The sequence below is a fragment of the Pseudomonas sp. Leaf434 genome (assembly GCF_001425545.1).
Taxonomy (GTDB): domain Bacteria; phylum Pseudomonadota; class Gammaproteobacteria; order Pseudomonadales; family Pseudomonadaceae; genus Aquipseudomonas; species Aquipseudomonas siliginis.
This window is the reverse complement of the sequence record NZ_LMQZ01000009.1, coordinates 247,445-273,193: the sequence shown is the minus strand read 5'-3', so window position 1 is coordinate 273,193 and position 25,749 is coordinate 247,445. Positions and strand designations below refer to the sequence as shown.

The window sequence follows — 25,749 nt, the reverse complement described above, 5'->3', positions numbered from 1 at the left end:
AGTTTTCTCAGTCGACCCTGGACAGACGCGTCAGCCACTCGCGGCCCTTGAGCATGCCGTGCCAGTAGAACCACGGCAGCAACGTCGCCTTCAGCCACCATGCCGAACGGCGGGCCACGGTCGGGTCCAGCGGGAAGGTCGGCAGCAGTTTGCCGCCATAGCCGAACTCGGCGAGGATCACCTTGCCCTTCTCCACCGTCAGCGGGCAGGAACCGTAGCCGTCGTACTTGAGCGGCAGCGGCTGTTGTTTGCGCGCGGCCAGCAGATTTTGCGCAACGACGACCACCTGCTTGCGCACCGCTGCGGCAGTTTTCGCATTGCTGGTGCCGCAGATATCGCCCAGTGCGAACACGTCTGGATAACGCGGATGCTGCAGGCTGTGCGGATCGACCTCGCACCAACCGCCGGCATCGGCCAGCGCACTTTGTGAGATGAAATCCGGCGCGACTTGTGGCGGCACGACGTGCAGCAGGTCGAAGGTTTTCGCGACCCGGCTGACATTGCCATCGGCGTCCTTGACGTCAAACCAGGCGGTTTTCGCCGGGCCGTCGACCTTGACCAGATTCGAGTTGAACGCCAGTTGCGCGTCGTACTGTTCGATGTACTTCATCAACGGCGGCACGAAGGTCGGCACGCCAAACAGCGCAGCGCCAGCGAGATTGAATTCAACCTTGATGTCTTTCAGCACGGCGGATTTGCGCCAGTGATCGCAAGACAGGTACAGGGCTTTTTGCGGCGCGCCGGCGCATTTGATCGGCATCGCCGGCTGGGTGAACAGCGCCCGGCCATCGCGCAGTTTCTGCACTTGATCCCAGGTGTACGGGGCGTGTTGATAGCTGTAGTTGGAGGTGACGCCGTGCTGGCCGAGGCTTTCCTGCAAGCCTTCGATTTTCTCCCAGGCCAGGCGCAGGCCGGGGCAGACGATCAGGTTCTGATAGCTGACGGTGCGCTGGTCGTCGAGGGTGAGTTGACGGCTTTGCGGGTCGATGGCGCTGACACTGGCCTGAATCCACGTCGCCTGACGCGGCATGACTTTGCTCATCGGCCTGACCGTGCGCTTCACGTCAAACGCGCCACCGCCGACCAGCGTCCACGCCGGTTGATAGTAGTGCTGTGAACTCGGTTCGATCACGGTGACTTTAAGCTGCGGGTCACGCTTGAGCAGGCTGGCGACAAAACCGATGCCGGCCGTGCCACCGCCGATGACCACGATGTCCGCACTGATGGATAGGCCCCAGTGTTGATCGTTCATTGCTTGTTCCTTTTGCTGCACGCAAGGATTTTTTGGCTCACCACAACAACCAATGTGGGAGCGAGCCTGCTCGCGAAAGCGGTGGCTCAGTCAACTATTCGTCGGCTGACACGCCGCCTTCGCGAGCAGGCTCGCTCCCACAGGAGATGTTTGTGAGGGCTGGCATTTATGGCTGTTCCCAGCTCTTGAGTACCGCTCCGCAATACAGCCCCGAGAGGGTTTTCATCACCTGGATCACTTCGTGACTGGCCAGGCCATAGAAAATGTATTTGCCTTCGCGGCGGGTCGCGACCAGGCCTTCATCGCGCAAGATGCCCAGTTGCTGGGACAGCGTCGGCTGGCGTACGCCGGTCATTTTTTCCAGTTCGCCGACGTTGCGTTCGCCCTGGGTCAGTTGACAGAGGATCAACAGGCGATCCTCATTGGCCAGGGCTTTGAGCAACGCGCAGGCTTTGGACGCCGAGGCGCGCAGTTGGGCGACTTCACATTCGGTCAGACTGGATTGCATTTGCACGAGGCCTTGAAGGTCACTTAAGCTGCGAACATTATGTTTTTACATAAAGTGTTGCAACCCGAAATTACCCAGCACAGGTTTTCGCCATGCCCGCCCTGATTGAAGCGTTCCTCGACCCCGCCTCCTCGACCTACAGCTACGTGGTCTACGAAGCCGACGGCGGCCAGTGCGCGATCGTCGACCCGGTGCTCGATTACGACGGCGCTGCCGGGCGCACCGGCACCGCGCAAGCGGACAAGATCATCGCCTTCGTGCGTGCGCATCGGCTGCAAGTGCAATGGCTGCTGGAAACCCACGCCCACGCCGATCACCTCTCCGCCGCGCCGTACCTGCGTCGAGAACTGGGCGGCAAGATCGCCATCGGTGAATCGATCAGCAAAGTGCAGAATGTGTTCAAGGCGCTGTTCAATCTGGAGCCGGAATTTTGCGTCGATGGCTCGCAGTTCGATCACCTGTTCGCGCCGAACGAGTCGTTCATGATCGGCAACCTCAGGGCCACCGCCCTGCACGTCCCCGGCCATACGCCAGCGGACATGGCCTACCTGGTCGACGGCGAACAGATCCTCGTCGGCGACACGCTGTTCATGCCCGATGTCGGCACCGCGCGCTGTGATTTCCCCGGTGGCAATGCGCAGCACTTGTTCAAGTCGATCCAGAAGCTGTTGGCGTTTCCGGCCAGCGTGAAGCTTTACGTTTGCCACGATTACCCGCCCGAGGGCCGCGCCTCGCAGTGCCAGACCACTGTCGGCGAACAGCGCAAAAGCAATATTCATGTGCATGACGGGATCGATGAAGCGGCGTTCGTGGAGATGCGCACGACACGTGACGCTGGGTTAGGCATGCCGACGTTGCTACTGCCGGCGATTCAGGTGAATGTACGGGCGGGGAATATGCCGGCGCCTGAGGACAATGGCGTGGTTTACCTGAAGATTCCGCTCAACAAACTTTAACGTCAAAAGATCGCAGCCTTCGGCAGCTCCTACATTTGGAATACGGTGCAACTGTAGGAGCTGCCGAAGGCTGCGATCTTTTGATCTTCAGGTTCCCAACGTCAATCCATTAGCCGGCAACGGCAACGCGGTCTTATAACGCACCTGCTTGAGCGCAAAGCTGGAGCGGATGTTCGCCACCCCCGGCACCTTGGTCAGAAAATCCATCATGAAGCGTTCCAGCGACTGAATGCTCGGCACCAGCACACGGATCAGATAATCCGGGTCGCCGGCCATCAGATAGCACTCCATCACCTCCGGCCGATCAGAAATCGCCTCCTCGAAGTGCTGCAGCGCTTCCTCTACCTGCTTTTCCAGGCTGACGTGAATGAACACATTCACATGCAGCCCCAGCAGATCGGCATCCAGCAGCGTGACCTGCTCGCGAATCAGACCCAATTCTTCCATGGCCTTGACCCGGTTGAAGCATGGCGTCGGCGACAGGTTCACCGAACGGGCGAGGTCGGCATTGGTGATCCGCGCGTTCTCTTGAAGGCTGTTGAGAATGCCGATGTCGGTACGGTCCAGTTTGCGCATGAGACAAAACCACCTGTTTTTTATGTTTATGCAGAATTTCTATCTGCAAATGGTCGCCAGCGCAACGAAACACAGAGAAATATTCTTCTTGGCCACGCCTATGATTGTTGTAGGACAAGATTTCCCCTACCCGGGAATGACTGTCAGCTCACTACAAGAAATTCACAAGATCGAGCGTAGAAGCCATGACCCAAGCGTATGAACCGCTGCGCCTGCACGTCCCTGAACCCTCGGGCCGTCCCGGCTGCAAAACCGATTTTTCCTACCTGCATTTGACCGATGCCGGTACGGTGCGCAAACCTCCTGTCGATGTAGAACCTGCCGATACCGCCGACCTCGCCCGTGGCCTGATTCGCGTGCTTGACGATCAGGGCAACGCCCTCGGCCCGTGGGCCGAAAACGTGCCGGCCGAGATCCTGCGCAAAGGCATGCGCGCGATGCTCAAGACGCGCATCTACGACAACCGCATGGTCGTCGCCCAGCGGCAGAAAAAGATGTCGTTCTACATGCAGAGCCTTGGCGAAGAAGCCATCGGCAGCGCCCAGGCGTTGGCGCTGAACATCGACGACATGTGCTTCCCGACCTACCGCCAGCAAAGCATCTTGATGGCCCGGGATGTGCCGCTGGTGGACCTGATCTGCCAGTTGCTGTCCAACGAGCGCGATCCGCTCAAGGGCCGCCAGTTGCCGATCATGTACTCGGTCAAGGACGCCGGCTTCTTCACCATTTCCGGCAACCTCGCCACTCAATTCATCCAGGGCGTTGGCTGGGGGATGGCCTCGGCGATCAAGGGCGACACCAAAATCGCCTCGGCATGGATCGGGGACGGCGCCACCGCCGAATCGGACTTCCACACCGCCCTCACCTTCGCCCACGTTTATCGGGCGCCGGTGATCCTCAACGTGGTCAACAACCAGTGGGCAATTTCCACCTTCCAGGCCATCGCCGGCGGTGAAGCCACGACTTTCGCCGGACGCGGCGTCGGTTGCGGCATCGCCTCGCTGCGCGTGGACGGTAACGACTTCTACGCGGTCTACGCTGCTTCCGCCTGGGCTGCCGAACGCGCCCGCCGCAACCTCGGCCCGACCATGATCGAATGGGTCACCTACCGCGCCGGCCCGCACTCGACCTCCGACGACCCATCGAAATACCGCCCTGCCGATGACTGGAGCCACTTCCCGCTCGGCGATCCGATCGCGCGTCTGAAACAGCACCTGATCAAGGTCGGTCACTGGTCGGAGGATGAGCACACCGCCGTCAGCGCTGAACTCGAGGCCGAAGTGATTGCTGCGCAGAAACAGGCCGAACAGTACGGCACCCTCGCCGGCGGCCAGATTCCAAGCGCCGCGACCATGTTCGAAGACGTCTACAAAGAGATGCCGGAGCACTTGAAGCGCCAGCGTCAGCAGTTGGGGATCTGACATGAACGATCACAACAACAATATTCAGTTGGAAACCGCCATGACCACGACCACCATGACCATGATCCAGGCCCTGCGCTCGGCCATGGATGTGATGCTTGAGCGTGATGACAACGTCGTCGTCTTCGGCCAGGACGTCGGTTACTTCGGCGGTGTGTTCCGCTGCACCGAAGGCCTGCAGACCAAGTACGGCACCTCGCGGGTGTTCGACGCGCCGATTTCGGAAAGCGGCATCGTCGGCGTGGCTGTCGGCATGGGCGCTTACGGACTGCGTCCGGTCGCCGAAATCCAGTTCGCCGACTACGTCTACCCCGCCTCCGACCAGATCATTTCCGAAGCAGCGCGTCTGCGTTATCGCTCGGCCGGCGAGTTCACCGCACCGATGACCCTGCGCATGCCTTGCGGCGGCGGTATCTACGGCGGCCAGACCCACAGCCAGAGCATCGAGGCGATGTTCACTCAAGTCTGCGGTCTGCGTACGGTGATGCCGTCCAACCCGTACGACGCCAAAGGCTTGCTGATCGCCTCCATCGAAAACGATGACCCGGTGATCTTCCTCGAGCCGAAACGCCTGTACAACGGCCCGTTCGATGGCCATCACGACCGCCCGGTAACCCCGTGGTCGAAACATCCGCAAGCCCAGGTGCCGGACGGTTACTACACCGTGCCGCTGGACGTTGCCGCGATCACTCGCCCGGGCAAGGACGTGACCGTGCTGACCTACGGCACCACCGTCTACGTCTCGCAGGTCGCTGCCGAAGAATCCGGCGTCGATGCCGAAGTCATCGACCTGCGCAGCCTGTGGCCGCTGGACCTGGAAACCATCGTCAAGTCGGTGAAGAAAACCGGCCGCTGCGTGGTGGTACACGAAGCCACCCGCACCTGCGGTTTCGGCGCCGAGCTGGTATCGCTGGTGCAAGAGCACTGCTTCCATCACCTGGAAGCGCCGATCGAACGCGTCACCGGTTGGGACACTCCCTACCCGCACGCGCAGGAGTGGGCGTATTTCCCAGGGCCGTCCCGAGTGGGCGCGGCGTTGAAACGGGTCATGGAGGTCTGAATGGGCACGCACGTTATCAAGATGCCGGACATCGGCGAAGGCATCGCAGAAGTAGAACTGTCGCAGTGGCACGTCAAGGTTGGCGATCTGGTGGTTGAAGACCAGGTACTGGCGGATGTGATGACCGACAAGGCGATGGTCGATATTCCGTCGCCGGTACACGGGAAAGTGATTGCGCTCGGTGGTCAGCCGGGTGAAGTCATGGCGGTTGGCAGTGTGTTGATCAGCATCGAGGTTGAAGGTGCCGGTAACTTGAAAGAGTCCGCCGCACCCGCGCCGGTCAAAGAAGCACCGGTTGCGCCGAAAGTTGAGACCGCTGTCGAAAGCAAACCCGCCGCAGCCGCCGCACCACGTCCGGCTGCCGTTTGCCAGGGTCCGATGGTCGCTCGCGAAGCGGATGAACGCCCGCTAGCCTCGCCAGCCGTGCGCAAACATGCGCTGGATCTGGGCATTCAATTGCGCTTGGTGCGCGGTTCCGGCCCGGCCGGTCGCGTGTTGCACGAAGACCTTGAAGCCTATCTGGCGCAAGGTCAGTCGAACGCTTCGGCGCCGGCCGCTGCCGCTTATGCCCAGCGCCACGACGAAGAACAGATTCAAGTGATCGGCATGCGCCGCAAGATCGCTCAGCGCATGCAGGATGCTACTCAGCGTGCCGCGCACTTCAGTTATGTCGAGGAAATCGACGTCACCGCAATCGAAGAACTGCGCGCGCATCTGAATGAAAAACATGGCGCCAGCCGTGGCAAGTTGACCTTGTTGCCGTTCCTCGTTCGCGCGCTGGTCGTCGCCCTGCGCGACTTCCCGCAGATGAACGCCCGTTACGATGACGAAGCGCAAGTCATCACCCGCCTCGGTGCGGTGCATGTCGGCGTCGCCACGCAAAGCGATGTAGGCCTGATGGTGCCCGTGGTGCGTCACGCCGAAGCGCGCAGCCTGTGGGACAGCGCCGCCGAAATTTCGCGTTTGGCCAACGCCGCGCGCAATGGCAAGGCCAGCCGTGATGAGCTGTCCGGCTCGACCATCACCCTGACCAGCCTCGGCGCATTGGGCGGCATTGTCAGCACGCCGGTGCTGAACCTGCCGGAAGTGGCCATTGTCGGCGTGAACAAAATCGTCGAACGGCCAATGGTGGTCAAAGGCCAAGTGGTGATCCGCAAGATGATGAACCTCTCCAGCTCCTTCGATCACCGCGTGGTCGACGGCATGGACGCGGCGCTCTTCATTCAGGCCATTCGTGGCTTGCTCGAACAACCCGCTACCTTGTTTGTGGAGTAAGCCCGAATGCAATCTCTGAACACCACGCTGCTGATTATCGGCGGCGGCCCCGGCGGTTACGTCACGGCGATCCGCGCCGGGCAATTGGGTATTCCGACCATTCTGGTCGAAGGCCAGTCGTTGGGCGGCACCTGCTTGAATATCGGCTGCATTCCGTCGAAAGCGCTGATTCATGTGGCTGAGCAGTTTCATCAGACGCAGCATCACAGCCAGCATTCGGCGCTGGGCATCAGCGTTGCCGCGCCGACCCTGGATATCAGCAAAAGCGTCGAGTGGAAGGACGGCATCGTTGATCGCCTGACCACTGGCGTCGCCGCGCTGCTGAAGAAAAACAAGGTCCAGGTCATCAATGGCTGGGCGAAAATCATCGACGGCAAAACCGTGGAAGTCGCCGATACGCGCATCCAGTGCGAACATCTGGTGCTGGCCACCGGTTCGACCAGCGTCAACCTGCCGATCCTGCCGATTGGCGGGCCGATCATTTCCTCCACCGAAGCGCTGGCACCGACGTCTGTGCCGAAACGTCTGGTGGTGGTCGGCGGTGGTTACATCGGTCTGGAGCTGGGCATCGCTTATCGCAAGCTCGGCGCCGAGGTCAGCGTGGTCGAAGCACAGGACCGCATCCTGCCGGCCTATGACGCGGAGCTGACACAACCGGTCCACGACGCGCTGAAGCAGCTGGGCGTGAAACTGTACCTCAAGCACAGCGTGCTCGGTTTCGACGGCACGTTGCAGGTGCGCGATCCCGAAGGCGAAACCCTCAATCTGGAAACCGATCAGGTACTGGTTGCCGTCGGCCGCAAACCCAATACGCAGGGATTTAATCTCGAAGCGCTGAATCTGGACATGAACGGTTCGGCGATCAGGATCGACAGCCGTTGCCAGACCAGCATGCGCAACGTCTACGCCATTGGCGATGTGAGCGGCGAACCGATGCTGGCCCACCGCGCCATGGCCCAGGGCGAGATGGTTGCCGAGCTGATCAGTGGCAAGAGCCGTGAGTTCAACCCGACCGCCATCGCCGCCGTGTGCTTTACCGACCCGGAACTGGTGGTGGTCGGCAAAACTCCGGATGAGGCCAAGGCTGCGGGGCTGGACTGCATCGTTTCCAGCTTCCCGTTCGCCGCCAACGGCCGGGCGATGACCCTGGAATCGAAAAGCGGCTTCGTGCGCGTGGTCGCACGTCGCGACAATCATTTGATTGTCGGCTGGCAAGCGGTGGGCGTTGGGGTTTCCGAACTGTCGACGGCTTTTGCGCAGAGCCTGGAAATGGGCGCGCGACTGGAAGACATCGGCGGCACCATCCATGCCCACCCGACCTTGGGTGAGGCGGTGCAGGAAGCGGCGTTGCGGGCGCTGGGGCATGCGCTGCATCTGTAGGCCCCTTCGCGAGCAGGCTCGCTCCCACACTTGAAATGCATTCCCCCTGTGGGAGCGAGCCTGCTCGCGAATTCTTGAGGGCAACACTATTTATCTGAGTGTCATCCGATAGTCCGGGCTGCGAAACCGCTCAAGAATGAAGTATTGTTGTGCCCATCCAAAAAAACGTCAGAAGCCTTGAACCGTTTCGGCGGTTGTTCAGTGATAGAGGGTGTCATGGGTAACGAAAGCATCAATTGGGACAAGCTGGGTTTTGACTACATCAAGACCGACAAGCGCTATCTGTCGTACTTTCGCGATGGCGAGTGGGACAAAGGCACCCTGACCGAAGATAACGTCCTGCACATCAGCGAAGGCTCCACCGCCCTTCACTATGGTCAGCAGTGCTTCGAAGGCATGAAGGCCTATCGCTGCAAGGACGGCTCGATCAACCTGTTCCGCCCGGACCAGAACGCCCTGCGCATGCAACGCAGCTGCGCGCGTCTGCTGATGCCGACGGTCGACACCGAGCAGTTCATCGAAGCCTGCAAAGCCGTGGTCCGCGCCAACGAGCGTTTCATCCCGCCTTACGGCACTGGCGGCGCGCTGTACCTGCGTCCGTTCGTGATCGGCGTGGGTGACAACATCGGCGTGCGCACTGCGCCCGAATTCATTTTCTCGATTTTCTGCATCCCGGTCGGCGCCTACTTCAAGGGTGGCCTGACCCCGCACAACTTCCAGATCTCCAGCTACGACCGCGCGGCCCCGCAAGGCACCGGTGCGGCCAAGGTCGGTGGCAACTACGCCGCCAGCCTGATGCCGGGCTCGAAAGCCAAGAAGGCCAACTTCGCCGACGCGATCTACCTCGATCCGATGACCCACACCAAGATCGAGGAAGTCGGTTCGGCCAACTTCTTCGGGATCACCCACGACAACAAGTTCGTCACCCCGAACTCGCCATCGGTCCTGCCAGGCATCACCCGCCTGTCGCTGATCGAACTGGCCAAATCGCGTCTGGGCCTGGAAGTGGTTGAAGGCGACGTGCTGATCGACAAGCTGTCGGACTTCAAGGAAGCCGGTGCCTGCGGTACCGCTGCGGTGATCACGCCGATTGGCGGCATCAGCTACAACGACCACCTGCATGTGTTCCATAGCGAAACCGAGGTAGGCCCGGTAACCCAGCAGCTCTACAAAGAGCTGACTGGCGTGCAGACCGGCGACATCGAAGCGCCAGCGGGCTGGATCGTCAAGGTTTGATCTGACGACTGCTGATGCTCAAAAGCCCTCCACCGAGTGATTGGTGGGGGGCTTTTTTGTAGGGCTGGGCTCTGGTGTCGTATTGAAGAACGTCACCCCCTCACCCCAGCCCTCTCCCCCAAGGGGGCTGAGGGGGAAAGGGAGCCGACTTGTGCGCTTTTCAAAAATCGCGTTCACCTCGGCCATTCAGGTCGATGGAGTTCGCAAGAACACCTCGGTCGGCTCCCTCTCCCTCCGGGAGAGGGCTGGGGTGAGGGTTTGCTTTTGATTTTTGGAGGCAATGCGCTTGCCCGTCCGATCCGAAATCCCGCTCGCCTGCCCATTCTGTTGCTTGCCCATCCGCGCCTGGGTGATCAATCCCGGTATCAACTCCCCCTCCGGCAGATTCTTCCAGAACCGCACCGGCAAATGCCCTTGCATGACCTTCGGGTTCAACCGCGCCGGGTTGAAGATGTGGCTGTAGTAGGTCAACCACAAATCGCCGTGGGGATCGTCGACGTTCTGCGCCAGTTGCTGCCACTCAATCGGGCACTGCCGCTCGTGAATCAATTGCTCACCGTCGTAATAAACGCCGTCACGCGGTGTGGCGATCAACCAGCGATGCTGGCCCATGCGCCCGATAAAGTGCTCGCTGGCGCTGTGCAGAATGTCATGGGCCGGCTCGTGCCACGCCACGTATTGTGGACCGGGCAGATCCTTCGACCGCTGGATGAAACGCACGAATGCATGCAGATGATGGGCCTCGCGGCTGACCTGCTTGATGCGCCGCTGCAACTCACTGCCGAGTTTGTCGCCTGCCATCATCGCCGTGCGGTCGCCGTGACTGACGCGCCAGAGCACTTCATACAACAGGCTCCAGCGCTGTTCGCCGCGATAGCGCGCCGCTTGCTCGAGGGTGGCGAGCAGCGCTCGGGGAATACGCGCCTGAAACGGCCCCTGCCCTTCGGGCATGTGATCATCACTGGCAAACAGATCGCCCACCCCTTCCGCCGCCCAGCTCACCAGACTCGGATCGATTTCATGGCTGAGCAACCAGCGCGCCTGCTGACGCCATGTGTCGAACAGGTCATCGCAATCAAGACTGATCATCCCCACAACCCCATCTGCTGCGGCATCGGTCGGTCGCGCAATTGCTGATAGAGCATGTGGCTGGTGACTTCCGCCTGTTGCGGGTGGTAATCGCTGGTGATGATGAAAGGCTTCGCCTTGGCCAGCACGCAGCGCATCCGCGCCACGTCTTCGTAACGGATTCGCCGCTGACGGCGCAACTCGACCAGGCGCTCGGTGGTGCGCAAGCCAATGCCCGGGATGCGCGCGATCAACGTCGCGTCGGCACGGTTCAGGTCCAGCGGAAACACTTCGCGATTTTCCAGCGCCCAGGCCAGCTTCGGGTCGATATCAAGCGCCAGATTGCCCGGGCCTTTAAGCAATTCGTCAGCGCTGTAGCCGTAGCTGCGCAGGAGGAAATCAGCCTGATACAAACGGTGCTCGCGCATCAGCGGCGGCGCGGCGAGCGGTACGCTTTTCGGGCTGTCGGGGATCGGGCTGAACGCCGAGTAATAGACCCGGCGCAAACGGAAGTTGCCGTACAAGGATTGGGCGCTGTGGAGGATGGTGCTGTCGTCGGTGTCATCGGCACCGACGATCAATTGCGTGCTCTGCCCGGCCGGGGCGAACTTTGCCGAGCGCGGCTCGTTCAATACCGTCTGCACGCCGGTGTAGATGGTGTTCATCGCTTGCTTGATGGAAGTTATGTCCTTCTCCGGCGCCAGTGTCTGCAGGCTGGCATCGGTGGGCAATTCTATGTTGACGCTGAGGCGGTCGGCGTAACGCCCAGCCTCCTCGATCAAGGCCGGATCGGCTTCCGGAATGGTCTTCAAATGGATGTAGCCGCGAAATTCGTGCTCTTCTCGGAGCAACTTCGCCACCCGCACCAGTTGCTCCATGGTGTAGTCCGCCGAGCGAATGATCCCGGAGCTGAGAAACAGGCCGCTGACGCAGTTGCGCCGGTAGAAATCCATGGTCAGCGTCACGACTTCTTCCGGGGTGAAGCGCGCACGCGGCACATCGCTGGAACGGCGGTTGACGCAATATTGGCAATCGTAAAGGCAGAAGTTAGTCAGCAGGATTTTCAGCAACGACACACAGCGCCCGTCCGGCGTGTAGCTGTGACAGATGCCCATGCCATCCGTCGAACCGAGCCCGCTCTTGCCCTCGGAGCTGCGCTTGGGCGCACCACTGCTGGCGCAGGAGGCGTCGTACTTGGCGGCGTCGGCGAGGATGCTGAGCTTGTCGATGATTTGCATGGCACGGACTCTTTACTGTGTGCATATACAGTATAGGCTCGCCCGCCGCGAAACAAGTTGATGGATGACCCCTCGTCGGCTGGCCAGCTGAATTGTGGCGGCCCGCGAAAACCTGTGGGAGCGAGCCTGCTCGCGAAGAGGCCCTGCCAGTCACCGCAACTCAGCGATCAAACCGCCCACTGCAATATCAACCAACTGTTCGCCCCGCTGATCAACACAAACAGCCCCCAAGCCAGCACCCGCGTGGGCCAGCGGTTGACGAACGGCCCCATCAACTGCCGGTCGTTGGTCATGCGAATCAGCGGGTACAAGGCAAACGGCAGTTGCAGGCTGAGCACCACCTGGCTCAACACCAGCAACTTGCCGATCGCGTTATCGCCCATGAGCCAGACGCCGATGAACGCCGGAATCAGCGCCAGCCCGCGGGTGATCAAACGCCGCTGCCAGCACGGGATGCGCAGGTTCAGATAGCCCTCCATGATGACCTGCCCGGCGATGGTCCCGGTGAAGGTCGAACTTTGCCCCGACGCGAGCAGCGCCACGCCGAACAGCACACTGGCCAGCGCACCGCCAACCAGCGGGTCGAGCAGGTGATACGCGTCCTGAATGTCGACCACATCGGTGTGTCCGGACTGGTGAAACGCCGCCGCCGCGAGAATCAGGATCGCAGCGTTGACCAGCAGCGCCAGGGCCAGCGAACCAATGGTGTCGATACGCGCCAGTTTCACCGCGTCCTGCTTGCTCGCCAGGTCCTTGCCGATCATCCGCGTCTGCACGATCGAGGTGTGCAGGTAAAGGTTATGCGGCATTACTGTGGCGCCGAGGATGCCAATGGCCAGATACAGCGGCGCGGCATCGCCGATGGCCGCCAGCGAAGGTTTGAAGCCCAGCGCCACGTCTGGCCAGTACGGTTTGATCAACAACAACTCGACGAAGAAACACACACCGATGGTCGCGACCAGCACCAGCATGATCGCTTCGAGACGGCGGAAGCCCCGGTTTTGCAGGGCCAGCACCAGCAACGTGTCGAACGCCGTCAGGGCGATGCCGAAGGTCAGCGAGCAACCGAGCAGCAAGTGAAACGCGAGAGCGCAGCCAAGCACTTCGGCGAGGTCGGTGGCGATGATCGAGATCTCCGCCAGTATCCATTGCACGCGCGCGGTCGGCGTGCTGTAGCGCTCGCGGGACAGCTGCGCCAGATCGCGCCCGGTGGCGATGCCCAACCGCGAGCACAGACATTGCACGACCATGCCGGCCAGACTCGCCAGCAACACGACGAATAAGAGACTGTAGCCAAAACGCGAACCGGCCTCGATCGCGGTCGCCCAGTTGCCCGGGTCCATGTAGCCGATCGACACCAGCAAACCGGGACCGGCGAAACGCAGCACACGTTTGAAGAACGAGGCAGTCGGATCAACCGCGACACTGCCGGCCACTTCCGGCGGGCAAAACGGCGCGGTGGCGATTTTGGGCAGACTGAATTTCACGCACACATCCAGAAACAAAAACGGGAGCCCGGCAGCTTAGTCGTTTCGCCTGATGCCTTGAAGCGCAAAGATCACTGAACCTATGGGTTCACGCCCAGCAACTGCTCGCGCAACTCGGGACTGCGTGTTCGCGGATCCAGCCAGATATCGAAAAACGCCTTGGCAAACTGTGGATCCTCAATCTCATGCTGGAGCTTCTGGCCGACAAAAAACCGCGCGCCCTGCCCCGGCAGATACACGCCGGTAATCCGCGTGCCGGCCTGAACGTCGACAAACGATTGCTGCATCTGCGTCTGCCAGCCGGCCAATTGCGCTGAAGTGACCCGGGGACCGGCAAGGCGTTTGATCTCATCGACGCTGGTGCTGACCAGATCGTCTCGCGAGATGTTGCGCCGGTAGATCAGCTCCAGAGCAAACGGCTGGCCATCCGCCAGAGGCCACGCGGCACTCCACAAGCGCGCGCTGTAAACGTCGAAGCCGAACACGCTGAAATCGCCGCTGCCGATAATTTGCGCGCCCGGGACTGCGTCCTGCCAATTGGCCCATGTCGGTGTGAGCAACAGCGCCCATAAACCGATGCCACAACAGCCACGAACGAGCTTGGGTGTTCTGTTCATCGCCGTATCGTCTCCGCTGCATTCTGATGATCAAAGCATAGCCGGATTCGCGCCTGAATTTTTGTATACAAAAATTGCGAACATAGGCAGCAATCTTCAATCGGCAGTGCTAACGTGGCTCATCCTGACCCGATGGAGACACCCGCGTGCTGATCCTGAAATTGCTGCTGATTCCCGGTTTTCTCCTGCTGATTTCCCTGGCGGGCAAACGCTGGGGGCCGAGCGTGGCCGGGTGGCTGTCGGGATTGCCGGTGGTGGTCGGGCCGATTCTGTTTTTTCTGGCGATCGAACAAGGGCCGCAGTTTGCCGCGCAATCAGCGGTCGCGGCGCTGTCGGCAATGTTCGCGATGATCGCTTTCTGCATCACCTATGCGCAGGTGGCGCAGCGGGCGAACTGGCCGTGGGCGTTGACCATTTCACTGGCGGTGTGGGCCGCGCTGGCGGCGGTCTTGTCGGTGATCCCGGCGTCCTTGCCGTTCTCGGTGATTGCGGCAGCGGTGGCACTGCTCGCTTCGCCTTATCTGTTCCCCGAGGTGCAGCCGGTGTTGAACGGGCCAGCACCGAAGTCGGACAAACTGATCTGGCGGATGATCGCCGGTGCGGCGCTGACGCTGGTGGTGACGATGCTCGCCAGCACCGTCGGCGAACGCTGGAGCGGCCTGCTCGCGGTGTTCCCGGTGCTCGGCAGCGTCATGGCGGTGTTCTCGCAACAAACCCGCGGCCCGGCGTTTACCGCTGCGTTATTGCGCGCAACGGCAACCGGCATGTATTCGTTCTCGGCGTTCTGCCTGGTGTCGGCCTTGACGCTGCCGACCATGGGCCTCAGCGGCTTCGCCGTGGGAGTGGCAGTGTCGGTGGCGATGCTCGGGGTGACCCGGCGTCTGCTGGCGCGGCCAGTGGCCAAGGCGCAAGCGCAATAACCGCCCGGACGAATCGCGCTGGAACGCCCGGCACGCTCCGTGGGATGATCGCCCGCCTCGCGCGACCATTTCCCGGAGATTTCAGATGTCATTGTTGAGCAAAAAAGCCGTCGTCCTGATGCTGGCGGCCATCGCTGGTTTCGCCGCGATCAACGCGCACGCCGCCAAGGAAAAAGTCAAAACCGAGAAGGTCTCGCTGCTCGACGGCAAGTTTGCCTTTGTCCTGCCCAAAGGCTTTGTCGCCGACCCGCTGCCCGCCAGCCCGAGCGGGGCCAAGGGCACGATGTACACCAACCAGGCCACCAAGACCGTGGTCATCGCCGCCGAAAACCAGATCCCCGCAGGGCAGAACGTCAAGGACAACGACGGTGAGTTTCTCGACGGCAGCGTGTCGAGTTTCATCGACGATCAGCGCAAGGCCCTGCCGGACTTCAACAAGCTCAGCGAGAAAAGCCTGACCCAGAAAGGCACCGGCCTGGGGCTGCGTCAGGTTGACAGCACCGCCACTCAGGGCGGTGGCCAAACCCTGAACACCACGCTGCTGGCCGGCTCGGGGACGAAGATGGCGCTGGTGCAGGTGATTTCCCGCGCCAGCGACAAGAAAGCTCACGATGCCTTGATCAAAGCCATCGTCAAGGATTGAGCCGCTGCAACCAGCCATTCAGATCGCGCAATTCGGCCGCACTGATGCTGTGGCCGACGCCCGGATAAGCGTGAAACTCGGGCTTGTAATCGAGTTTCTGCAATAGCGCGTTGGCCTCGGTGCCGTGACGGTAAGGCACCGGATCATCAGCGGTGCCGTGGCCGATAAAAATGCTCAGCGGCAGCGGCGCTTGCCCAGGCTTGAGTTCGGCTTTGAGCACCGGCAACAAGCGCCCGCTCAACGCGGCAAACCCGCCCACGACCGCTGGCGCGCGCAGGCCCACTTCGTAGCTCATCATCGCGCCCTGGCTGAAGCCGATCAGGTACACCTTGTCCGGCGCGGCGTGATATTTCTTCGCCGCCTGGGCGATAAAGTCGCGCAGCTTCTGGCCGCTGACCTTCAGATCATCGGTCTCGCCGTTGTAGGCGCCTTCACCTTTCTTGCGAAACCACTGGAAACGTCCTTCACCCAACGTCATCGGCGCGCGCACGGAAAGGTAGTTGTACTGCGCCGGCAGCTGAAATTTCATGCCGATCAGATCGGCCTCGTTACTGCCGTAACCGTGCAGGAAAATCACCAGCGGACGTGGTTCAGAGTCGGCGTGGACCTGTTCGAGGTATTTGAGCGGCAAGTCGGATTGCAGGGTGGTTTGCGCGTGGACGGCGGTGGATGCGAGCAGGGTCAGCAGGGCGAACAATTTGAGCATTGCAGCGTTCCTTCACAGAGTGTCGGGTTCGCGGGGGAGCCTAACATTCTCGGCTGAGGATCCAAATTTTGTGGAGTGGCTGATGGCCCTTTCGCGAGCAGGCTCGCTCCCACCGTTGAAATGCGTTCGTCTGTGGGAGCGAGCCTGCTCGCGAAGAGGCCCGCACCTTCACCGCAACCTATCAGTCGTTGGTCAGCTTGCCGGTACGAAACGGCACCCGCCCCGCCACTTTCGCCTGCCAGATCCCCGGCTCGGTATAACGCCCGCGATCAATCGCAAACAGCACCCCGCTGGTGCCGGCGCGCACGGTGGTCACGCGATCCTGCAACGGGTCAACAACCTCGAACAGCGCATCGCCCTGCTCTACCCACTCGCCGGCATTGCGCAAGAAACTGACCACGCCATGGTGCGGGGCGAACAGGTATTCAGTGCCTTCGAACGGCAGACCTTCACAACATTCGCTCGGCGCCGCCGGCCATTCGCCGCTGATGAAACCCTGCTCGGCGAGAAAGCCCAGAATCGCTTCGCAATTGGCCTGAGCCTGATCGACGCGGGTGTCGCCCATGCTGCCCAGCTCCAGCGTTGTCGCCAGATTCGCCGCCGGAATCGACGCGTTCGGGAATGCTTTGGCCAGACGCAACCATGGCGTCGAGCAGGACTCATCGAACGAGCTGCCACCGGAGTCTTCGCAGAGCAATGCCACGCCCGCCTTCAGCCGCGCCGCCAGCGATTGCCACTGCGGCCAGTGTTGCGGCAGCGCATAGAGGTGAATCGCAGCGTCGAAGTCGCAATGCAGATCGAGGGTGATGTCGGCGTCGCACGCGTGGCGCAGCAACAAGCGGTGCAAGGCCTCCAGTTGCGAGGCCGGCGCCGGCAATTCTTCGAAGACTTGAGCCATGGCCTGGCGAATCAGCGCGACGTTGGCCTCGGCATCCGCGCCCAGACGCTCGCCAACCAGCGCCGCCACCGGGGCGCTAAGCTCGACGAATGCGCGGTTGAAATTCTTGCCGCTGCCCAATTCGAAGCGGCCCATGTGATTGCCTTGCAGATGCTGATCCAGGCCGATCGGATTGGCCACCGGCACCAGCTCGATAACGCCCTGCAAACGGCCCTGCTGTTCCAGTTCATTCAAGCGCAGCTTGAGTTCCCATGCGGTGCGCATGCCCGGCAATTCATCGGCGTGCAGGCTGGCCTGGATATACACCTTGCGGCTGCCGGCGCCGTAGCGGAACACGCTGAGAGAGCGCTCGCTGCCCAAATGGCTCCAGGGCAGAACGTGGTCGATGCGTTGCATGAAAAACTCCTGAATAGCTGGGTTACGTAAAACCCTGTGGGAGCGAGCCTGCTCGCGAATGCGTCAGGTCAGACGATGACGATGTCGAATGTCAGACCGCATTCGCGAGCAGGCTCGCTCCCACAGAGAATTTCCATCAATAAAAAAGCATAAAAAAAGTGGCCACCGCGCAAACGGGGCCACTTTTTTTCACGGCGTATTAATGGCCGTACACGTCAAAGTCGAAGTACTTGTCCTGGACTTTCTTGTACTCGCCATTGGCGCGGATTTCGGTGATGGCTTTGTTGAATTGCTCAGCCAGTGCGGTATCGCCCTTGCGCACGGCAATGCCAGCGCCGCCGCCGAAGTACTTGGCGTCTTCGTAGGTCGGGCCGACGAATTCGAAGCCTTTGCCGGCGTCGGTTTTCAGGAAACCGTCGCTGAGGTTGACCGAGTCAGCGAGCATCGCGTCGATACGCCCGGACACCATGTCGAGGTTGGCTTCCTGCTGCGAGCCGTAGCGCACCAGTTCGATCCCGGCCGGAACCAGCACTTCGGTCGCGTAGCGGTCATGAGTACTGGCGCGCAGCACGCCGACTTTCTTGCCCTTGAGTTCGGTCAGCGGGTCTTTGACGCCGGAGCCTTCCTTCATCACGAAGCGTGCCGGGGTGTGGTAGTACTTGATGGTGAAGTCGACGTTCTTCTTGCGATCGTCAGTGATGGTCATCGACGACAGGATCGCGTCGATTTTTTTCACTTTGAGTGCCGGGATCAGGCCATCGAACTCTTGCTCGACCCACGTGCATTTGACTTTCATCTGCGTGCACAGTGCGTCACCGATGTCCACGTCAAAACCAGTGAGTTTGCCGTCAGGGGTTTTCATCGAGAATGGCGGGTACCCGGCTTCGATACCGATGCGGATCGGCTTGTCGTCTTTGGCCACAGCGGTCAGGGACAACATCGACAGTGCCAGGGCACCGAACATCACTAGCTTTTTCATTTATTACTCCCGTGCGGAGGCTTTTATTGGCAGCTTTCGAGTCAGCGTTCGGTCATGGCGTTCTAACGGCAAAAACCGAAGTGGCCGGCAGTCTATGGCGGCGCGCACGGAGGCAATTGTTTTTAAGCGACAAATACTTACAGAACATCGGCGATCACTTTGACGAGTGTAAACGCGTGCGCCGTGTTGGTGCGAAGGATGTAGGACAAGACTGTTTTCAGAGCAAGAAACGCCGATCCCCCGTAGAGCTGCCGGAGGCTGCGATCTTTTGATCTTGTTTTTTTGAGATCAAGATCAAAAGATCGCTGCCTCCGGCAGCTCCTACAGAAACGTCAGCATTCGCAGGCGACAGGTGTATTGGCGACTGACGCCGCGCTCAGTTCGAAACCTTCATCGAGCCATCCGGTGACGCCGCCGATCATCTCTTTCACCGGATAACCCAACGCCGCGAGCTTCACCGCAGCCTTGTTCGCCCCATTGCAATGCGGCCCGGCGCAATAGACCACGAACAACGTGCTTTTCGGGTAATCGGCCAAGCGCTCCGCCGTGAGCAAGCGGGTCGGGATATTGGTCGCGCCGGGCACATGGCCGCGCTCGAACGCTAATGGGCCGCGCACATCCACCAGAACAAAATCGACCTCCCCGGCCTCTTGGCTACTGAACACGTCGGAACAATCGGTTTCGAAGGTCAGACGATTGCTGAAATGCATCAGGGCAATCGCCGAAGGGGCGGCGGGAATTTCGCGAACCAGGCTGGTCATGCTGTGTTGCTCCTTTTGTCTGAGGGGGATGAACAGACTTTATCGAGACGGCACTTGCCGCTACAGTGGCGCGCAAGACACCGACCGGGAGTTTTCCGCCAAATGCTCACTCAGCCCAATCTGGTTGCCATTCTGGCCTACGATGGCCTCTGCACATTCGAGTTCGGCATTGCCGTGGAGATCTTCGGCCTGGCCCGACCAGAGTTCGATTTCCCTTGGTACGAGCATGCGATTGCCGCAGTCGATCCAGGCCCGATGCGCGCCATGGGTGGCATTCAGGTGCTGGCCGATGGCGGCCTGGAATTGCTCGCCGCAGCGCGCACCATCGTCATTCCGGGCTGGCGCGACCGCAACGCCCCGGTACCGCCTGCGCTGATCGACGCGTTGCGTCAGGCCCATGACCGAGGCGCGCGGTTGCTGTCGATCTGCTCGGGCGTGTTCGTCCTCGCCGCCAGCGGCCTGCTCGACGGCCACCGCGCCACCACACACTGGCGCTACACCGGTGAACTGGCGCAACGCTTCCCGGCGATCGAGGTCGATCCGGACGTGCTCTACGTCGACGCCGGTCAACTGATCACCTCCGCCGGCAGCGCCGCCGGCATCGACGCCTGCCTGCATCTGGTGACACGTGACTTCGGCACGCAGGTCGCCAACGCCGTCGCGCGGCGACTGGTCATGTCGCCACAACGCACCGGCGGCCAGGCCCAGTTCATCCCCACCCCGGTCAGCCCGACGCCCCGCAGCGACCTGTCGCGCGTCATGCAATGGGCCCGCGAACGCCTGCACGAACCGCTGGAAGTCCGCGATCTGGCCAGTGAAGCGGCGATGAGCGAGCGTACCTTTCTACGGCGTTTCACCGAAGCCAGCGGGCAATCGCCGAAAGCCTGGCTGCAACATGAACGCCTGGCGCGAGCGCGGGAGCTGCTCGAGAGCACCCACCAACACACTGAGCAAATTGCCCAGCGCTGCGGCTATCGCTCGGTGGAGAGTTTTCGTGTGGCGTTCCGCAGCGTGGTGGGCGTACCGCCGTCGGTTTATAGGGAGCGGTTTGGGCGAAGCAACAAGCTTTCGCTCCATCCCGCAGCGTTTTAAGCGCTGACGTTGACGGCGAGGCCGGCAGAAACGCTCACGGTGAAAATTGTGAAACGGAAAATGCGGCTTGCTTTATATTGATTCTGATATAACCTGAAAATCACACGGGCACTGGCATTTCTTGCAATAAAACTCACCGTCGCCGCTTACGTTCAGCTATTACGCTTTTCCTTTTGACACAGGACAAGCCGATGCCGAAACACAAGGATGTGGTGTTCGTGGGAAGCGCGTTGAAAGATCTCAAAGCGTTCCCGGTTGATGCCCGAAGAGCGGCGGGGTTTCAGCTGGACCTGTTGCAACAGGGTGATGCCCCACTCGATTGGCGCCCTATGAAAACCGTAGGACGCGGTGTTAACGAAATCAGGATCACCGAGGACTCAGGGGCGTTTCGCGTGTTTTATGTAGTCAATCGACCTGAAGCAATCTATGTGCTTCACGCCATGCACAAAACCACACGTAAAACGGAAATTAGAGACATCGAACTGGCCCGGGCCAGATATCAGGAAATAGGTTAAGCCATGAAGGAACATCAAGACTCATTCCAACGATTTTCCAGTGTATGGGATGCATTGGAGGACACGCCTCAGGAAGCTGCCAACATGCGTCTGCGAGCCAAGCTCATGCGTTCGCTTTGCGAGACCATTCGAGCGTGGGAGCTCCCTCAAAAGGACGCGGCACAGAGATTGGGAATCTCGCAGCCGCGCCTCAATGATGTACTCAACGGGAAAATCGACAAATTCTCGCTCGATGCATTGGTCAACCTGTCAGCTGCTGCAAGGTTGGAGGTGGACATTTGCTTTCCGTCAGGCCCGTTGCAGTGGGCCTGACACTGGCTTTGCGTGGCAATGTCCACCCTGCATTCCGAGTTTTGAAATCGAGGGAGTTGAATAGCATTCAACTTCGCAGTTAACCATCGACATCATCCAGCTGCACAGGAGTTCCGCTGGATGATTCCTCCCCTTCAATCCTCCCGCGTCAAAACCTCCAGCAACTCAATTTCAAACACCAGATTCGAATTCGGCGGGATCTTGCCCATGGTCCGCTCGCCGTAGCCCAGATGCGCCGGTACCAGCAATTTGCGTTTGCCGCCGACCTGCATGCCCATCAGGCCCTGATCCCAGCCTTTGATCACCCGGCCAGTGCCAATCACGCACTGAAACGGTTTGCCCCGGCTCCAGGACGAATCGAATTCAGTGCCGTCTTCCAGCCAGCCGGTGTATTGGGTGGTGATCAGCGCGCCTTTCACCGCGGCTTTGCCGTCGCCCGGTTGCAGGTCGATGATTTGCAGTTCGTCTGTCATGTCGTTGGCTCTCGAGATGTTCGCAGGCGGCGTTTTTCGCAGAATCCGACGGCGATGGCAATCCATGGAACCGAAAACACGCATAGCCGCTCACATGTGTATCGACATCGAATGACGACAAGGATGCTTAGATGACCGACTCTCGATTGCTGCGCAGTTTCATCCCGCCCTACATCCTCAACCGCATCATTGCCCACGGTTCCGAGCCGCAGCGCAACGCCGCGATGCAGACGCTCAATCATGTACGCAGCCTGCTGCCCAACCCCGGACGCCCTTCGCAGCCGCCAGCGCGCGCGATTCTGCCGGAGGCGAGCAAGCCGGGCCTGGCGCGGCGCAGTGTGCATGATGCGCAGAACAAAATGCTCTTGCCGGGCATGCCGGTGCGCCTCGAGGGCCAGCCGGCGTCGGGGGATCCGGCGGTCGACGAGGCTTACGATGCGCTGGGCGCCAGCTATGATTTCTTTTGGAAGGTGCTTGGTCGCGACTCGATCGACAATCAGGGATTCGCGCTGATCGGCAGCGTGCATTACGGGCAAGCCTACGAAAACGCATTCTGGAATGGCGCGCAGATGGTTTTCGGTGACGGCGATGGCGAGATCTTCCAGCGCTTCACCCGCTCGCTCGACGTCATCGGCCATGAACTGGCCCACGGCGTCACCGAAAGCGAAGCCGGGCTGATTTATGCCAACCAGTCCGGCGCGCTGAACGAGTCGCTCTCGGATGTATTCGGCGTGTTGATCAAGCAATACATCCTCGGCCAAACCGCCGAGCAGGCAGACTGGCTGATCGGCGCCGACCTGCTGATGCCACAGATCCAAGGCAAGGGCCTGCGCTCGATGTCGCACCCCGGCACGGCATACGACGACCCGATGCTGGGCAAGGATCCGCAACCGGATCACATGCGCAAGTTCGTCATCACCAGCGAAGACAATGGCGGCGTGCACATCAACTCCGGCATTCCCAACCGCGCGTTTTACCTGGCAGCGCGAGCGTTTGGCGGCTTCGCTTGGGAAAAGGCCGGACGCATCTGGTACGACACGCTGTGTGATGACCGTTTGAAACAGGACGCAACGTTCGACGCGTTCGCGAAACTGACGATCGACCATGCTGGCCAGCGCTTCGGCGCCGAAGCAGCCGACACGGTGCAGCAAGCCTGGGCACAGGTCGGTATCGAATAATCTGAGGAGACCGTATGAAAACGCTACCCGAGCTGGATAAAGATTCCGTTTTGCGTGTATCTCGCCAGGGTGGCGTTGCAGCGATTCACAGCCTGAGCCGCCCACGGGAAATCGAATTCGCGCAATGCGACATCAGTCAGCGTTCGAGAATATGCTCGGTGCTTGAGGGTTGCCTGCCACTGGACAGCAGCGAATCCGGTCGTGGGGATCAGCGCTTCTACCAGATTGAGGTGCGCTACCCGTCAGGGGAAATGGTGTTGAAGGTGCCAGAGGATCGGGCGCCTGGGGAGCTGGTGCAGCTTTGGGACAAGGGGGAGCTTCTGTAAACGCTCCCCCCGATGTTCAGGCTATTTCTCGACGGGATGCATCTCGACAATCGTGCCATTGGTGATCATCACCATCACGTACTTGTCATTGATCTGCACCCACTGCGCCTGCTCGATCGGTGCTTTCAGACCTTTGGCTTTCCAGTTCTTCAGCGCCTTGTCTTCGCGCTGGTACATTTCCGGTGCGCGGTCGTTGACCTTCAGTTGGCGATCGCTGGTCGGCGATTGCACGGCGGGTTCGCTGGAGGTTTGCGCCGCTTGAACAACGGGCGTGATCCCGGCAATGCCGGCAACGAGGGCCAGGCTGGCGATTAGGGTTTTGCTGTTCATCGGTGAACCTCTTTCAGATGAGTAGTACCTGAACTCCGACTGCGTGGCGCGGGAAACATTCCTTGTTTTTTGCCGGAGGTGGCCGTTAGAAGGCTTTGTCCATCAGACCACCATCGCTGGCAAGCCAGCTCCCACAGGGTTTTGTATTACAGCGCAATTATTGACCTGAGCTCCGGTCCTCTCCTAAAAAACCAAGCAAAGCAAAGCAAGATCAAAAGATCGCAGCCTTCGGCAGCTCCTACAGTTGGATCGCGTGAATTCGATGGAAACGGGTTCACCTGCAGGCCGTCGTCGCGATCAGGCTCGCCCCCACCAGAAAAGCAAAGCAGCGCAGCTGCCCGCGGCGAAGCCGCCCCTCTCAACAATGAGCGCAAGCTCGAGTGCTTTTGATCCTGCTTTTGATCCACCGGCGACGTCGGAAGGCTGAGTGGAGGGATTGATCCGGGGGTGGGAGCGCAGCGACCGTCTGGCGCAGCCAGACACAGCGGAAGGAGGTGCAGAACCCGAGCCTGCGAGGGCCGAACGCAGGAGCAAGCGTTTTTTTGCTTACTTTTTTTAGGCGTTTGTAAAAAAAGTGAGTCGCCGTAAGGGCGAAACCCTAAGCGGCCATGACCGCAGCAACGGATATGTACCCGGTCAGCCAGAACAAATCATCGCCCGACGCGACGCAGGCTTGCTCCCACAAATGCGCCAAACACCGAAACCATTGATCCGCCCCACGCATCAATCCATGCCAACAATGCAATTAACAGATTGTTACATCTGCGCCACCATCCACCTCAATAAAAACCGTGCGCCGCCTCTCCGTAGCGCACGTCATAAAAGCGGTGGAGTACTTTTCAATGACAGCCTCAATCCCAACCAACGGCTCGCGAGCCGGTGCCATCTTCCGGGTGACCTCGGGCAACTTCCTCGAACAGTTCGACTTCTTTCTGTTCGGCTTCTACGCCACGCAGATCGCGGCGGTGTTCTTCCCGGCGAGCAGCGAGTTCGCCTCCTTGATGATGACTTTTGCGGTGTTCGGCGCAGGCTTCCTGATGCGTCCGCTGGGCGCCATTGTGCTCGGCGCCTACATCGATGACGTCGGCCGGCGCAAAGGTCTGATCGTCACCCTGTCGATCATGGCCAGCGGCACGATATTGATCGTGCTGGTGCCCGGCTACGAAACCATTGGCCTGTTCGCCCCGGCACTGGTACTGATCGGGCGGCTGCTGCAAGGCTTCTCGGCCGGTGCGGAATTGGGCGGTGTCTCGGTGTATCTGTCCGAAATCGCTACGCCGGGCCGCAAAGGCTTTTTCACCGCTTGGCAGTCGGCCAGCCAGCAAGTGGCGATCATCGTCGCGGCAGCGCTGGGCTACGGTCTGAACCAGTGGATGGAGCCGCAAGCCGTGGCAGCCTGGGGCTGGCGCATTCCGTTTTTCGTCGGCTGCATGATCGTCCCGTTCATCTTCTTCCTGCGCCGCAACCTGGCGGAAACCGAAGAGTTCGCCGCACGCAAACACCGTCCAAGCATGCGCGAAGTGTTCCGCACCCTCGGCCAGAACTGGGGCGTGGTACTCGGCGGAATGTTGATGGTCGCGCTGACAACCACCGCGTTCTACCTGATCACCGTGTACGCACCGACCTTCGGTAAGACCGTGCTGCACCTGAGCACATCCGACGCGTTGCTGGTAACGCTGCTGGTGGGCGTGTCGAACTTCTTCTGGCTGCCGATTGGTGGTGCGTTGTCCGACCGTATCGGCCGTCGCCCAGTGCTGATCGGCATGGCCGTGCTGGCACTGGCCACGACTTATCCGGCGCTGTCGTTCCTGGTGCAGGCGCCGAGCTTCACCAACATGCTGCTGTCGCTGCTGTGGTTGTCCTTCATTTACGGCTTGTACAACGGCGCGATGATTCCGGCGCTGACCGAAATCATGCCGGTGGAAGTGCGCGTCGCCGGTTTCTCCCTGGCTTACAGCCTGGCCACGGCGATCTTTGGCGGTTTCACCCCGGCGATGTCGACCTTTCTGATCCAGTACACCGGCGACAAAGCCGCGCCAGGCTACTGGATGAGCATCGGTGCCCTGTGCGCTCTGTGCGCCACTCTTTACTTGTACCGCCGTGCCGGTGGTCGTCTGCAACCTGTCGCGGCCTGAGGAAAACTCGC

The 25,749-nt window shown here is 60.5% G+C and carries 27 protein-coding genes; 14 read left to right on the top strand and 13 right to left on the bottom strand.

Translation table 11 applies throughout. The annotated features are described in order from the left end of the window. Positions 1 to 7: 7 nt before the first annotated feature. Both ASG55_RS18650 and ASG55_RS18645 read right to left on the bottom strand, forming a co-directional pair. Positions 8 to 1,252, bottom strand: coding sequence for an NAD(P)/FAD-dependent oxidoreductase (locus ASG55_RS18650; protein ID WP_056789058.1), 1,245 nt, complete (start codon positions 1,250 to 1,252; stop codon positions 8 to 10). 166 nt (positions 1,253 to 1,418) lie between these two features. After that, entirely contained in the window at positions 1,419 to 1,760 is a 342-nt protein-coding gene (locus ASG55_RS18645) for an ArsR/SmtB family transcription factor (protein ID WP_016775194.1), read from the bottom strand. 92 nt (positions 1,761 to 1,852) lie between these two features. On the opposite strand from ASG55_RS18645, the gene ASG55_RS18640 reads away from it, so the two are divergent. Further along, complete coding sequence (locus ASG55_RS18640) at positions 1,853 to 2,716, top strand: MBL fold metallo-hydrolase (RefSeq protein WP_056789053.1); 864 nt, start codon at positions 1,853 to 1,855, stop codon at positions 2,714 to 2,716. Between the two features lie 87 nt (positions 2,717 to 2,803). Here ASG55_RS18640 and bkdR read toward each other — a convergent pair whose 3' ends face one another. Continuing rightward, complete coding sequence (gene bkdR, locus ASG55_RS18635) at positions 2,804 to 3,292, bottom strand: Bkd operon transcriptional regulator BkdR (protein WP_039762201.1); 489 nt, start codon at positions 3,290 to 3,292, stop codon at positions 2,804 to 2,806. Positions 3,293 to 3,477: 185 nt separating this feature from the next. On the opposite strand from bkdR, the gene ASG55_RS18625 reads away from it, so the two are divergent. The 5 genes from ASG55_RS18625 (at position 3,478) to ASG55_RS18605 (ending at position 9,664) form a co-directional block, all read left to right on the top strand. Then, positions 3,478 to 4,713, top strand: a complete 1,236-nt coding sequence (locus ASG55_RS18625; RefSeq protein WP_056789047.1) for a 3-methyl-2-oxobutanoate dehydrogenase (2-methylpropanoyl-transferring) subunit alpha — start codon at positions 3,478 to 3,480, stop codon at positions 4,711 to 4,713. Position 4,714: 1 nt separating this feature from the next. Next, positions 4,715 to 5,773: an alpha-ketoacid dehydrogenase subunit beta gene (locus ASG55_RS18620; protein WP_003224000.1), complete on the top strand. Its 1,059-nt coding sequence runs from the start codon at positions 4,715 to 4,717 to the stop codon at positions 5,771 to 5,773. After that, complete coding sequence (locus ASG55_RS18615; RefSeq protein WP_056789044.1) at positions 5,774 to 7,048, top strand: dihydrolipoamide acetyltransferase family protein; 1,275 nt, start codon at positions 5,774 to 5,776, stop codon at positions 7,046 to 7,048. Between the two features lie 6 nt (positions 7,049 to 7,054). Next, entirely contained in the window at positions 7,055 to 8,428 is a 1,374-nt protein-coding gene (lpdA, locus tag ASG55_RS18610) for a dihydrolipoyl dehydrogenase (protein WP_056789041.1), read from the top strand. Positions 8,429 to 8,644: 216 nt separating this feature from the next. After that, complete coding sequence (locus ASG55_RS18605) at positions 8,645 to 9,664, top strand: branched-chain amino acid aminotransferase (RefSeq protein ID WP_016775201.1); 1,020 nt, start codon at positions 8,645 to 8,647, stop codon at positions 9,662 to 9,664. Between the two features lie 186 nt (positions 9,665 to 9,850). On the opposite strand, the gene ASG55_RS18600 is transcribed toward ASG55_RS18605, so the two are convergent. The 4 genes from ASG55_RS18600 to ASG55_RS18585 all read right to left on the bottom strand — a co-directional run bounded on the left by ASG55_RS18600 (position 9,851) and on the right by ASG55_RS18585 (position 14,074). Beyond that, positions 9,851 to 10,753, bottom strand: a complete 903-nt coding sequence (locus tag ASG55_RS18600; protein WP_082530313.1) for a TIGR03915 family putative DNA repair protein — start codon at positions 10,751 to 10,753, stop codon at positions 9,851 to 9,853. Further along, positions 10,750 to 11,970 (bottom strand): putative DNA modification/repair radical SAM protein, encoded by a 1,221-nt coding sequence (locus ASG55_RS18595; RefSeq protein WP_024013352.1) that lies wholly within the window; start codon positions 11,968 to 11,970, stop codon positions 10,750 to 10,752. Before ASG55_RS18595 ends, ASG55_RS18600 begins: the two co-directional genes overlap by 4 nt. Positions 11,971 to 12,137: 167 nt before the next feature. Then, on the bottom strand, positions 12,138 to 13,457 hold the full coding sequence (locus ASG55_RS18590; protein ID WP_056789039.1) for an Nramp family divalent metal transporter: 1,320 nt from the start codon (positions 13,455 to 13,457) through the stop codon (positions 12,138 to 12,140). A gap of 80 nt (positions 13,458 to 13,537) precedes the next feature. Then, complete coding sequence (locus tag ASG55_RS18585) at positions 13,538 to 14,074, bottom strand: chalcone isomerase family protein (RefSeq protein WP_056789037.1); 537 nt, start codon at positions 14,072 to 14,074, stop codon at positions 13,538 to 13,540. A gap of 146 nt (positions 14,075 to 14,220) precedes the next feature. Between ASG55_RS18585 and ASG55_RS18580 the strand changes: the two genes are divergently transcribed. Further along, a complete protein-coding gene (locus ASG55_RS18580; protein WP_056789034.1) occupies positions 14,221 to 14,994 on the top strand; it encodes a hypothetical protein in 774 nt (257 codons plus the stop codon). 85 nt (positions 14,995 to 15,079) lie between these two features. After that, positions 15,080 to 15,637: a hypothetical protein gene (locus tag ASG55_RS18575; RefSeq protein WP_041476999.1), complete on the top strand. Its 558-nt coding sequence runs from the start codon at positions 15,080 to 15,082 to the stop codon at positions 15,635 to 15,637. Here the strand turns inward: ASG55_RS18575 and ASG55_RS18570 are convergent. From ASG55_RS18570 to ASG55_RS18555, 4 genes are all read right to left on the bottom strand, one after another. Then, on the bottom strand, positions 15,627 to 16,343 hold the full coding sequence (locus ASG55_RS18570) for an alpha/beta hydrolase (RefSeq protein ID WP_056789032.1): 717 nt from the start codon (positions 16,341 to 16,343) through the stop codon (positions 15,627 to 15,629). The genes ASG55_RS18575 and ASG55_RS18570 overlap by 11 nt on opposite strands. A gap of 181 nt (positions 16,344 to 16,524) precedes the next feature. After that, positions 16,525 to 17,637, bottom strand: a complete 1,113-nt coding sequence (locus tag ASG55_RS18565; protein WP_056789029.1) for a succinylglutamate desuccinylase/aspartoacylase family protein — start codon at positions 17,635 to 17,637, stop codon at positions 16,525 to 16,527. Positions 17,638 to 17,836: 199 nt separating this feature from the next. Beyond that, a complete protein-coding gene (locus ASG55_RS18560) occupies positions 17,837 to 18,616 on the bottom strand; it encodes an ABC transporter substrate-binding protein (RefSeq protein ID WP_056789026.1) in 780 nt (259 codons plus the stop codon). A 332-nt stretch (positions 18,617 to 18,948) separates the two neighbouring features. After that, positions 18,949 to 19,377 (bottom strand): rhodanese-like domain-containing protein, encoded by a 429-nt coding sequence (locus tag ASG55_RS18555; RefSeq protein ID WP_056789024.1) that lies wholly within the window; start codon positions 19,375 to 19,377, stop codon positions 18,949 to 18,951. Between the two features lie 102 nt (positions 19,378 to 19,479). Between ASG55_RS18555 and ftrA the strand changes: the two genes are divergently transcribed. From ftrA to ASG55_RS18540, 3 genes are all read left to right on the top strand, one after another. Next, positions 19,480 to 20,469, top strand: a complete 990-nt coding sequence (ftrA, locus tag ASG55_RS18550; RefSeq protein ID WP_056789022.1) for a transcriptional regulator FtrA — start codon at positions 19,480 to 19,482, stop codon at positions 20,467 to 20,469. Positions 20,470 to 20,660: 191 nt separating this feature from the next. Then, positions 20,661 to 20,984, top strand: a complete 324-nt coding sequence (locus ASG55_RS18545) for a type II toxin-antitoxin system RelE/ParE family toxin (protein WP_024013362.1) — start codon at positions 20,661 to 20,663, stop codon at positions 20,982 to 20,984. A 3-nt stretch (positions 20,985 to 20,987) separates the two neighbouring features. Further along, complete coding sequence (locus tag ASG55_RS18540) at positions 20,988 to 21,296, top strand: helix-turn-helix domain-containing protein (protein ID WP_056789019.1); 309 nt, start codon at positions 20,988 to 20,990, stop codon at positions 21,294 to 21,296. A gap of 134 nt (positions 21,297 to 21,430) precedes the next feature. On the opposite strand, the gene ASG55_RS18535 is transcribed toward ASG55_RS18540, so the two are convergent. Then, on the bottom strand, positions 21,431 to 21,769 hold the full coding sequence (locus ASG55_RS18535) for an FKBP-type peptidyl-prolyl cis-trans isomerase (RefSeq protein WP_041477007.1): 339 nt from the start codon (positions 21,767 to 21,769) through the stop codon (positions 21,431 to 21,433). Between the two features lie 131 nt (positions 21,770 to 21,900). Between ASG55_RS18535 and ASG55_RS18530 the strand changes: the two genes are divergently transcribed. Together ASG55_RS18530 and ASG55_RS18525 are read left to right on the top strand one after the other, a co-directional pair. Then, positions 21,901 to 22,947 carry a M4 family metallopeptidase gene (locus ASG55_RS18530; RefSeq protein WP_056789017.1) on the top strand — a complete coding sequence of 349 codons (1,047 nt, stop codon included), beginning with the start codon at positions 21,901 to 21,903 and terminating at the stop codon, positions 22,945 to 22,947. Between the two features lie 14 nt (positions 22,948 to 22,961). Continuing rightward, positions 22,962 to 23,273 (top strand): protealysin inhibitor emfourin, encoded by a 312-nt coding sequence (locus ASG55_RS18525; RefSeq protein WP_041477010.1) that lies wholly within the window; start codon positions 22,962 to 22,964, stop codon positions 23,271 to 23,273. Positions 23,274 to 23,294: 21 nt separating this feature from the next. On the opposite strand, the gene ASG55_RS18520 is transcribed toward ASG55_RS18525, so the two are convergent. Continuing rightward, entirely contained in the window at positions 23,295 to 23,603 is a 309-nt protein-coding gene (locus ASG55_RS18520) for an RcnB family protein (RefSeq protein WP_056789015.1), read from the bottom strand. Positions 23,604 to 24,445: 842 nt separating this feature from the next. Between ASG55_RS18520 and ASG55_RS18515 the strand changes: the two genes are divergently transcribed. Next, on the top strand, positions 24,446 to 25,738 hold the full coding sequence (locus tag ASG55_RS18515; protein ID WP_041477012.1) for an MFS transporter: 1,293 nt from the start codon (positions 24,446 to 24,448) through the stop codon (positions 25,736 to 25,738). The last annotated feature ends 11 nt before the right edge of the window (positions 25,739 to 25,749 follow it).

What these genes read in the sequence shown, in the direction of transcription:
- ASG55_RS18605 (WP_016775201.1), top strand. Translation starts at nt 8,645, where the DNA reads ATGGGTAACGAAAGCATCAATTGGGACAAGCTGGGTTTTGACTACATC.
- ASG55_RS18520 (WP_056789015.1), bottom strand. Translation starts at nt 23,603, where the DNA reads ATGAACAGCAAAACCCTAATCGCCAGCCTGGCCCTCGTTGCCGGCATT.
- ASG55_RS18595 (WP_024013352.1), bottom strand. Translation starts at nt 11,970, where the DNA reads ATGCAAATCATCGACAAGCTCAGCATCCTCGCCGACGCCGCCAAGTAC.
- ASG55_RS18565 (WP_056789029.1), bottom strand. Translation starts at nt 17,637, where the DNA reads ATGCAACGCATCGACCACGTTCTGCCCTGGAGCCATTTGGGCAGCGAG.
- ASG55_RS18540 (WP_056789019.1), top strand. Translation starts at nt 20,988, where the DNA reads ATGAAGGAACATCAAGACTCATTCCAACGATTTTCCAGTGTATGGGAT.
- ASG55_RS18640 (WP_056789053.1), top strand. Translation starts at nt 1,853, where the DNA reads ATGCCCGCCCTGATTGAAGCGTTCCTCGACCCCGCCTCCTCGACCTAC.
- ASG55_RS18645 (WP_016775194.1), bottom strand. Translation starts at nt 1,760, where the DNA reads ATGCAATCCAGTCTGACCGAATGTGAAGTCGCCCAACTGCGCGCCTCG.
- ftrA (WP_056789022.1), top strand. Translation starts at nt 19,480, where the DNA reads ATGCTCACTCAGCCCAATCTGGTTGCCATTCTGGCCTACGATGGCCTC.
- ASG55_RS18575 (WP_041476999.1), top strand. Translation starts at nt 15,080, where the DNA reads ATGTCATTGTTGAGCAAAAAAGCCGTCGTCCTGATGCTGGCGGCCATC.
- ASG55_RS18530 (WP_056789017.1), top strand. Translation starts at nt 21,901, where the DNA reads ATGACCGACTCTCGATTGCTGCGCAGTTTCATCCCGCCCTACATCCTC.
- ASG55_RS18545 (WP_024013362.1), top strand. Translation starts at nt 20,661, where the DNA reads ATGCCGAAACACAAGGATGTGGTGTTCGTGGGAAGCGCGTTGAAAGAT.
- ASG55_RS18650 (WP_056789058.1), bottom strand. Translation starts at nt 1,252, where the DNA reads ATGAACGATCAACACTGGGGCCTATCCATCAGTGCGGACATCGTGGTC.
- bkdR (WP_039762201.1), bottom strand. Translation starts at nt 3,292, where the DNA reads ATGCGCAAACTGGACCGTACCGACATCGGCATTCTCAACAGCCTTCAA.
- ASG55_RS18620 (WP_003224000.1), top strand. Translation starts at nt 4,715, where the DNA reads ATGAACGATCACAACAACAATATTCAGTTGGAAACCGCCATGACCACG.
- ASG55_RS18535 (WP_041477007.1), bottom strand. Translation starts at nt 21,769, where the DNA reads ATGACAGACGAACTGCAAATCATCGACCTGCAACCGGGCGACGGCAAA.
- ASG55_RS18525 (WP_041477010.1), top strand. Translation starts at nt 22,962, where the DNA reads ATGAAAACGCTACCCGAGCTGGATAAAGATTCCGTTTTGCGTGTATCT.
- ASG55_RS18515 (WP_041477012.1), top strand. Translation starts at nt 24,446, where the DNA reads ATGACAGCCTCAATCCCAACCAACGGCTCGCGAGCCGGTGCCATCTTC.
- ASG55_RS18585 (WP_056789037.1), bottom strand. Translation starts at nt 14,074, where the DNA reads ATGAACAGAACACCCAAGCTCGTTCGTGGCTGTTGTGGCATCGGTTTA.
- ASG55_RS18615 (WP_056789044.1), top strand. Translation starts at nt 5,774, where the DNA reads ATGGGCACGCACGTTATCAAGATGCCGGACATCGGCGAAGGCATCGCA.
- ASG55_RS18600 (WP_082530313.1), bottom strand. Translation starts at nt 10,753, where the DNA reads ATGATCAGTCTTGATTGCGATGACCTGTTCGACACATGGCGTCAGCAG.
- ASG55_RS18555 (WP_056789024.1), bottom strand. Translation starts at nt 19,377, where the DNA reads ATGACCAGCCTGGTTCGCGAAATTCCCGCCGCCCCTTCGGCGATTGCC.
- lpdA (WP_056789041.1), top strand. Translation starts at nt 7,055, where the DNA reads ATGCAATCTCTGAACACCACGCTGCTGATTATCGGCGGCGGCCCCGGC.
- ASG55_RS18625 (WP_056789047.1), top strand. Translation starts at nt 3,478, where the DNA reads ATGACCCAAGCGTATGAACCGCTGCGCCTGCACGTCCCTGAACCCTCG.
- ASG55_RS18560 (WP_056789026.1), bottom strand. Translation starts at nt 18,616, where the DNA reads ATGAAAAAGCTAGTGATGTTCGGTGCCCTGGCACTGTCGATGTTGTCC.
- ASG55_RS18570 (WP_056789032.1), bottom strand. Translation starts at nt 16,343, where the DNA reads ATGCTCAAATTGTTCGCCCTGCTGACCCTGCTCGCATCCACCGCCGTC.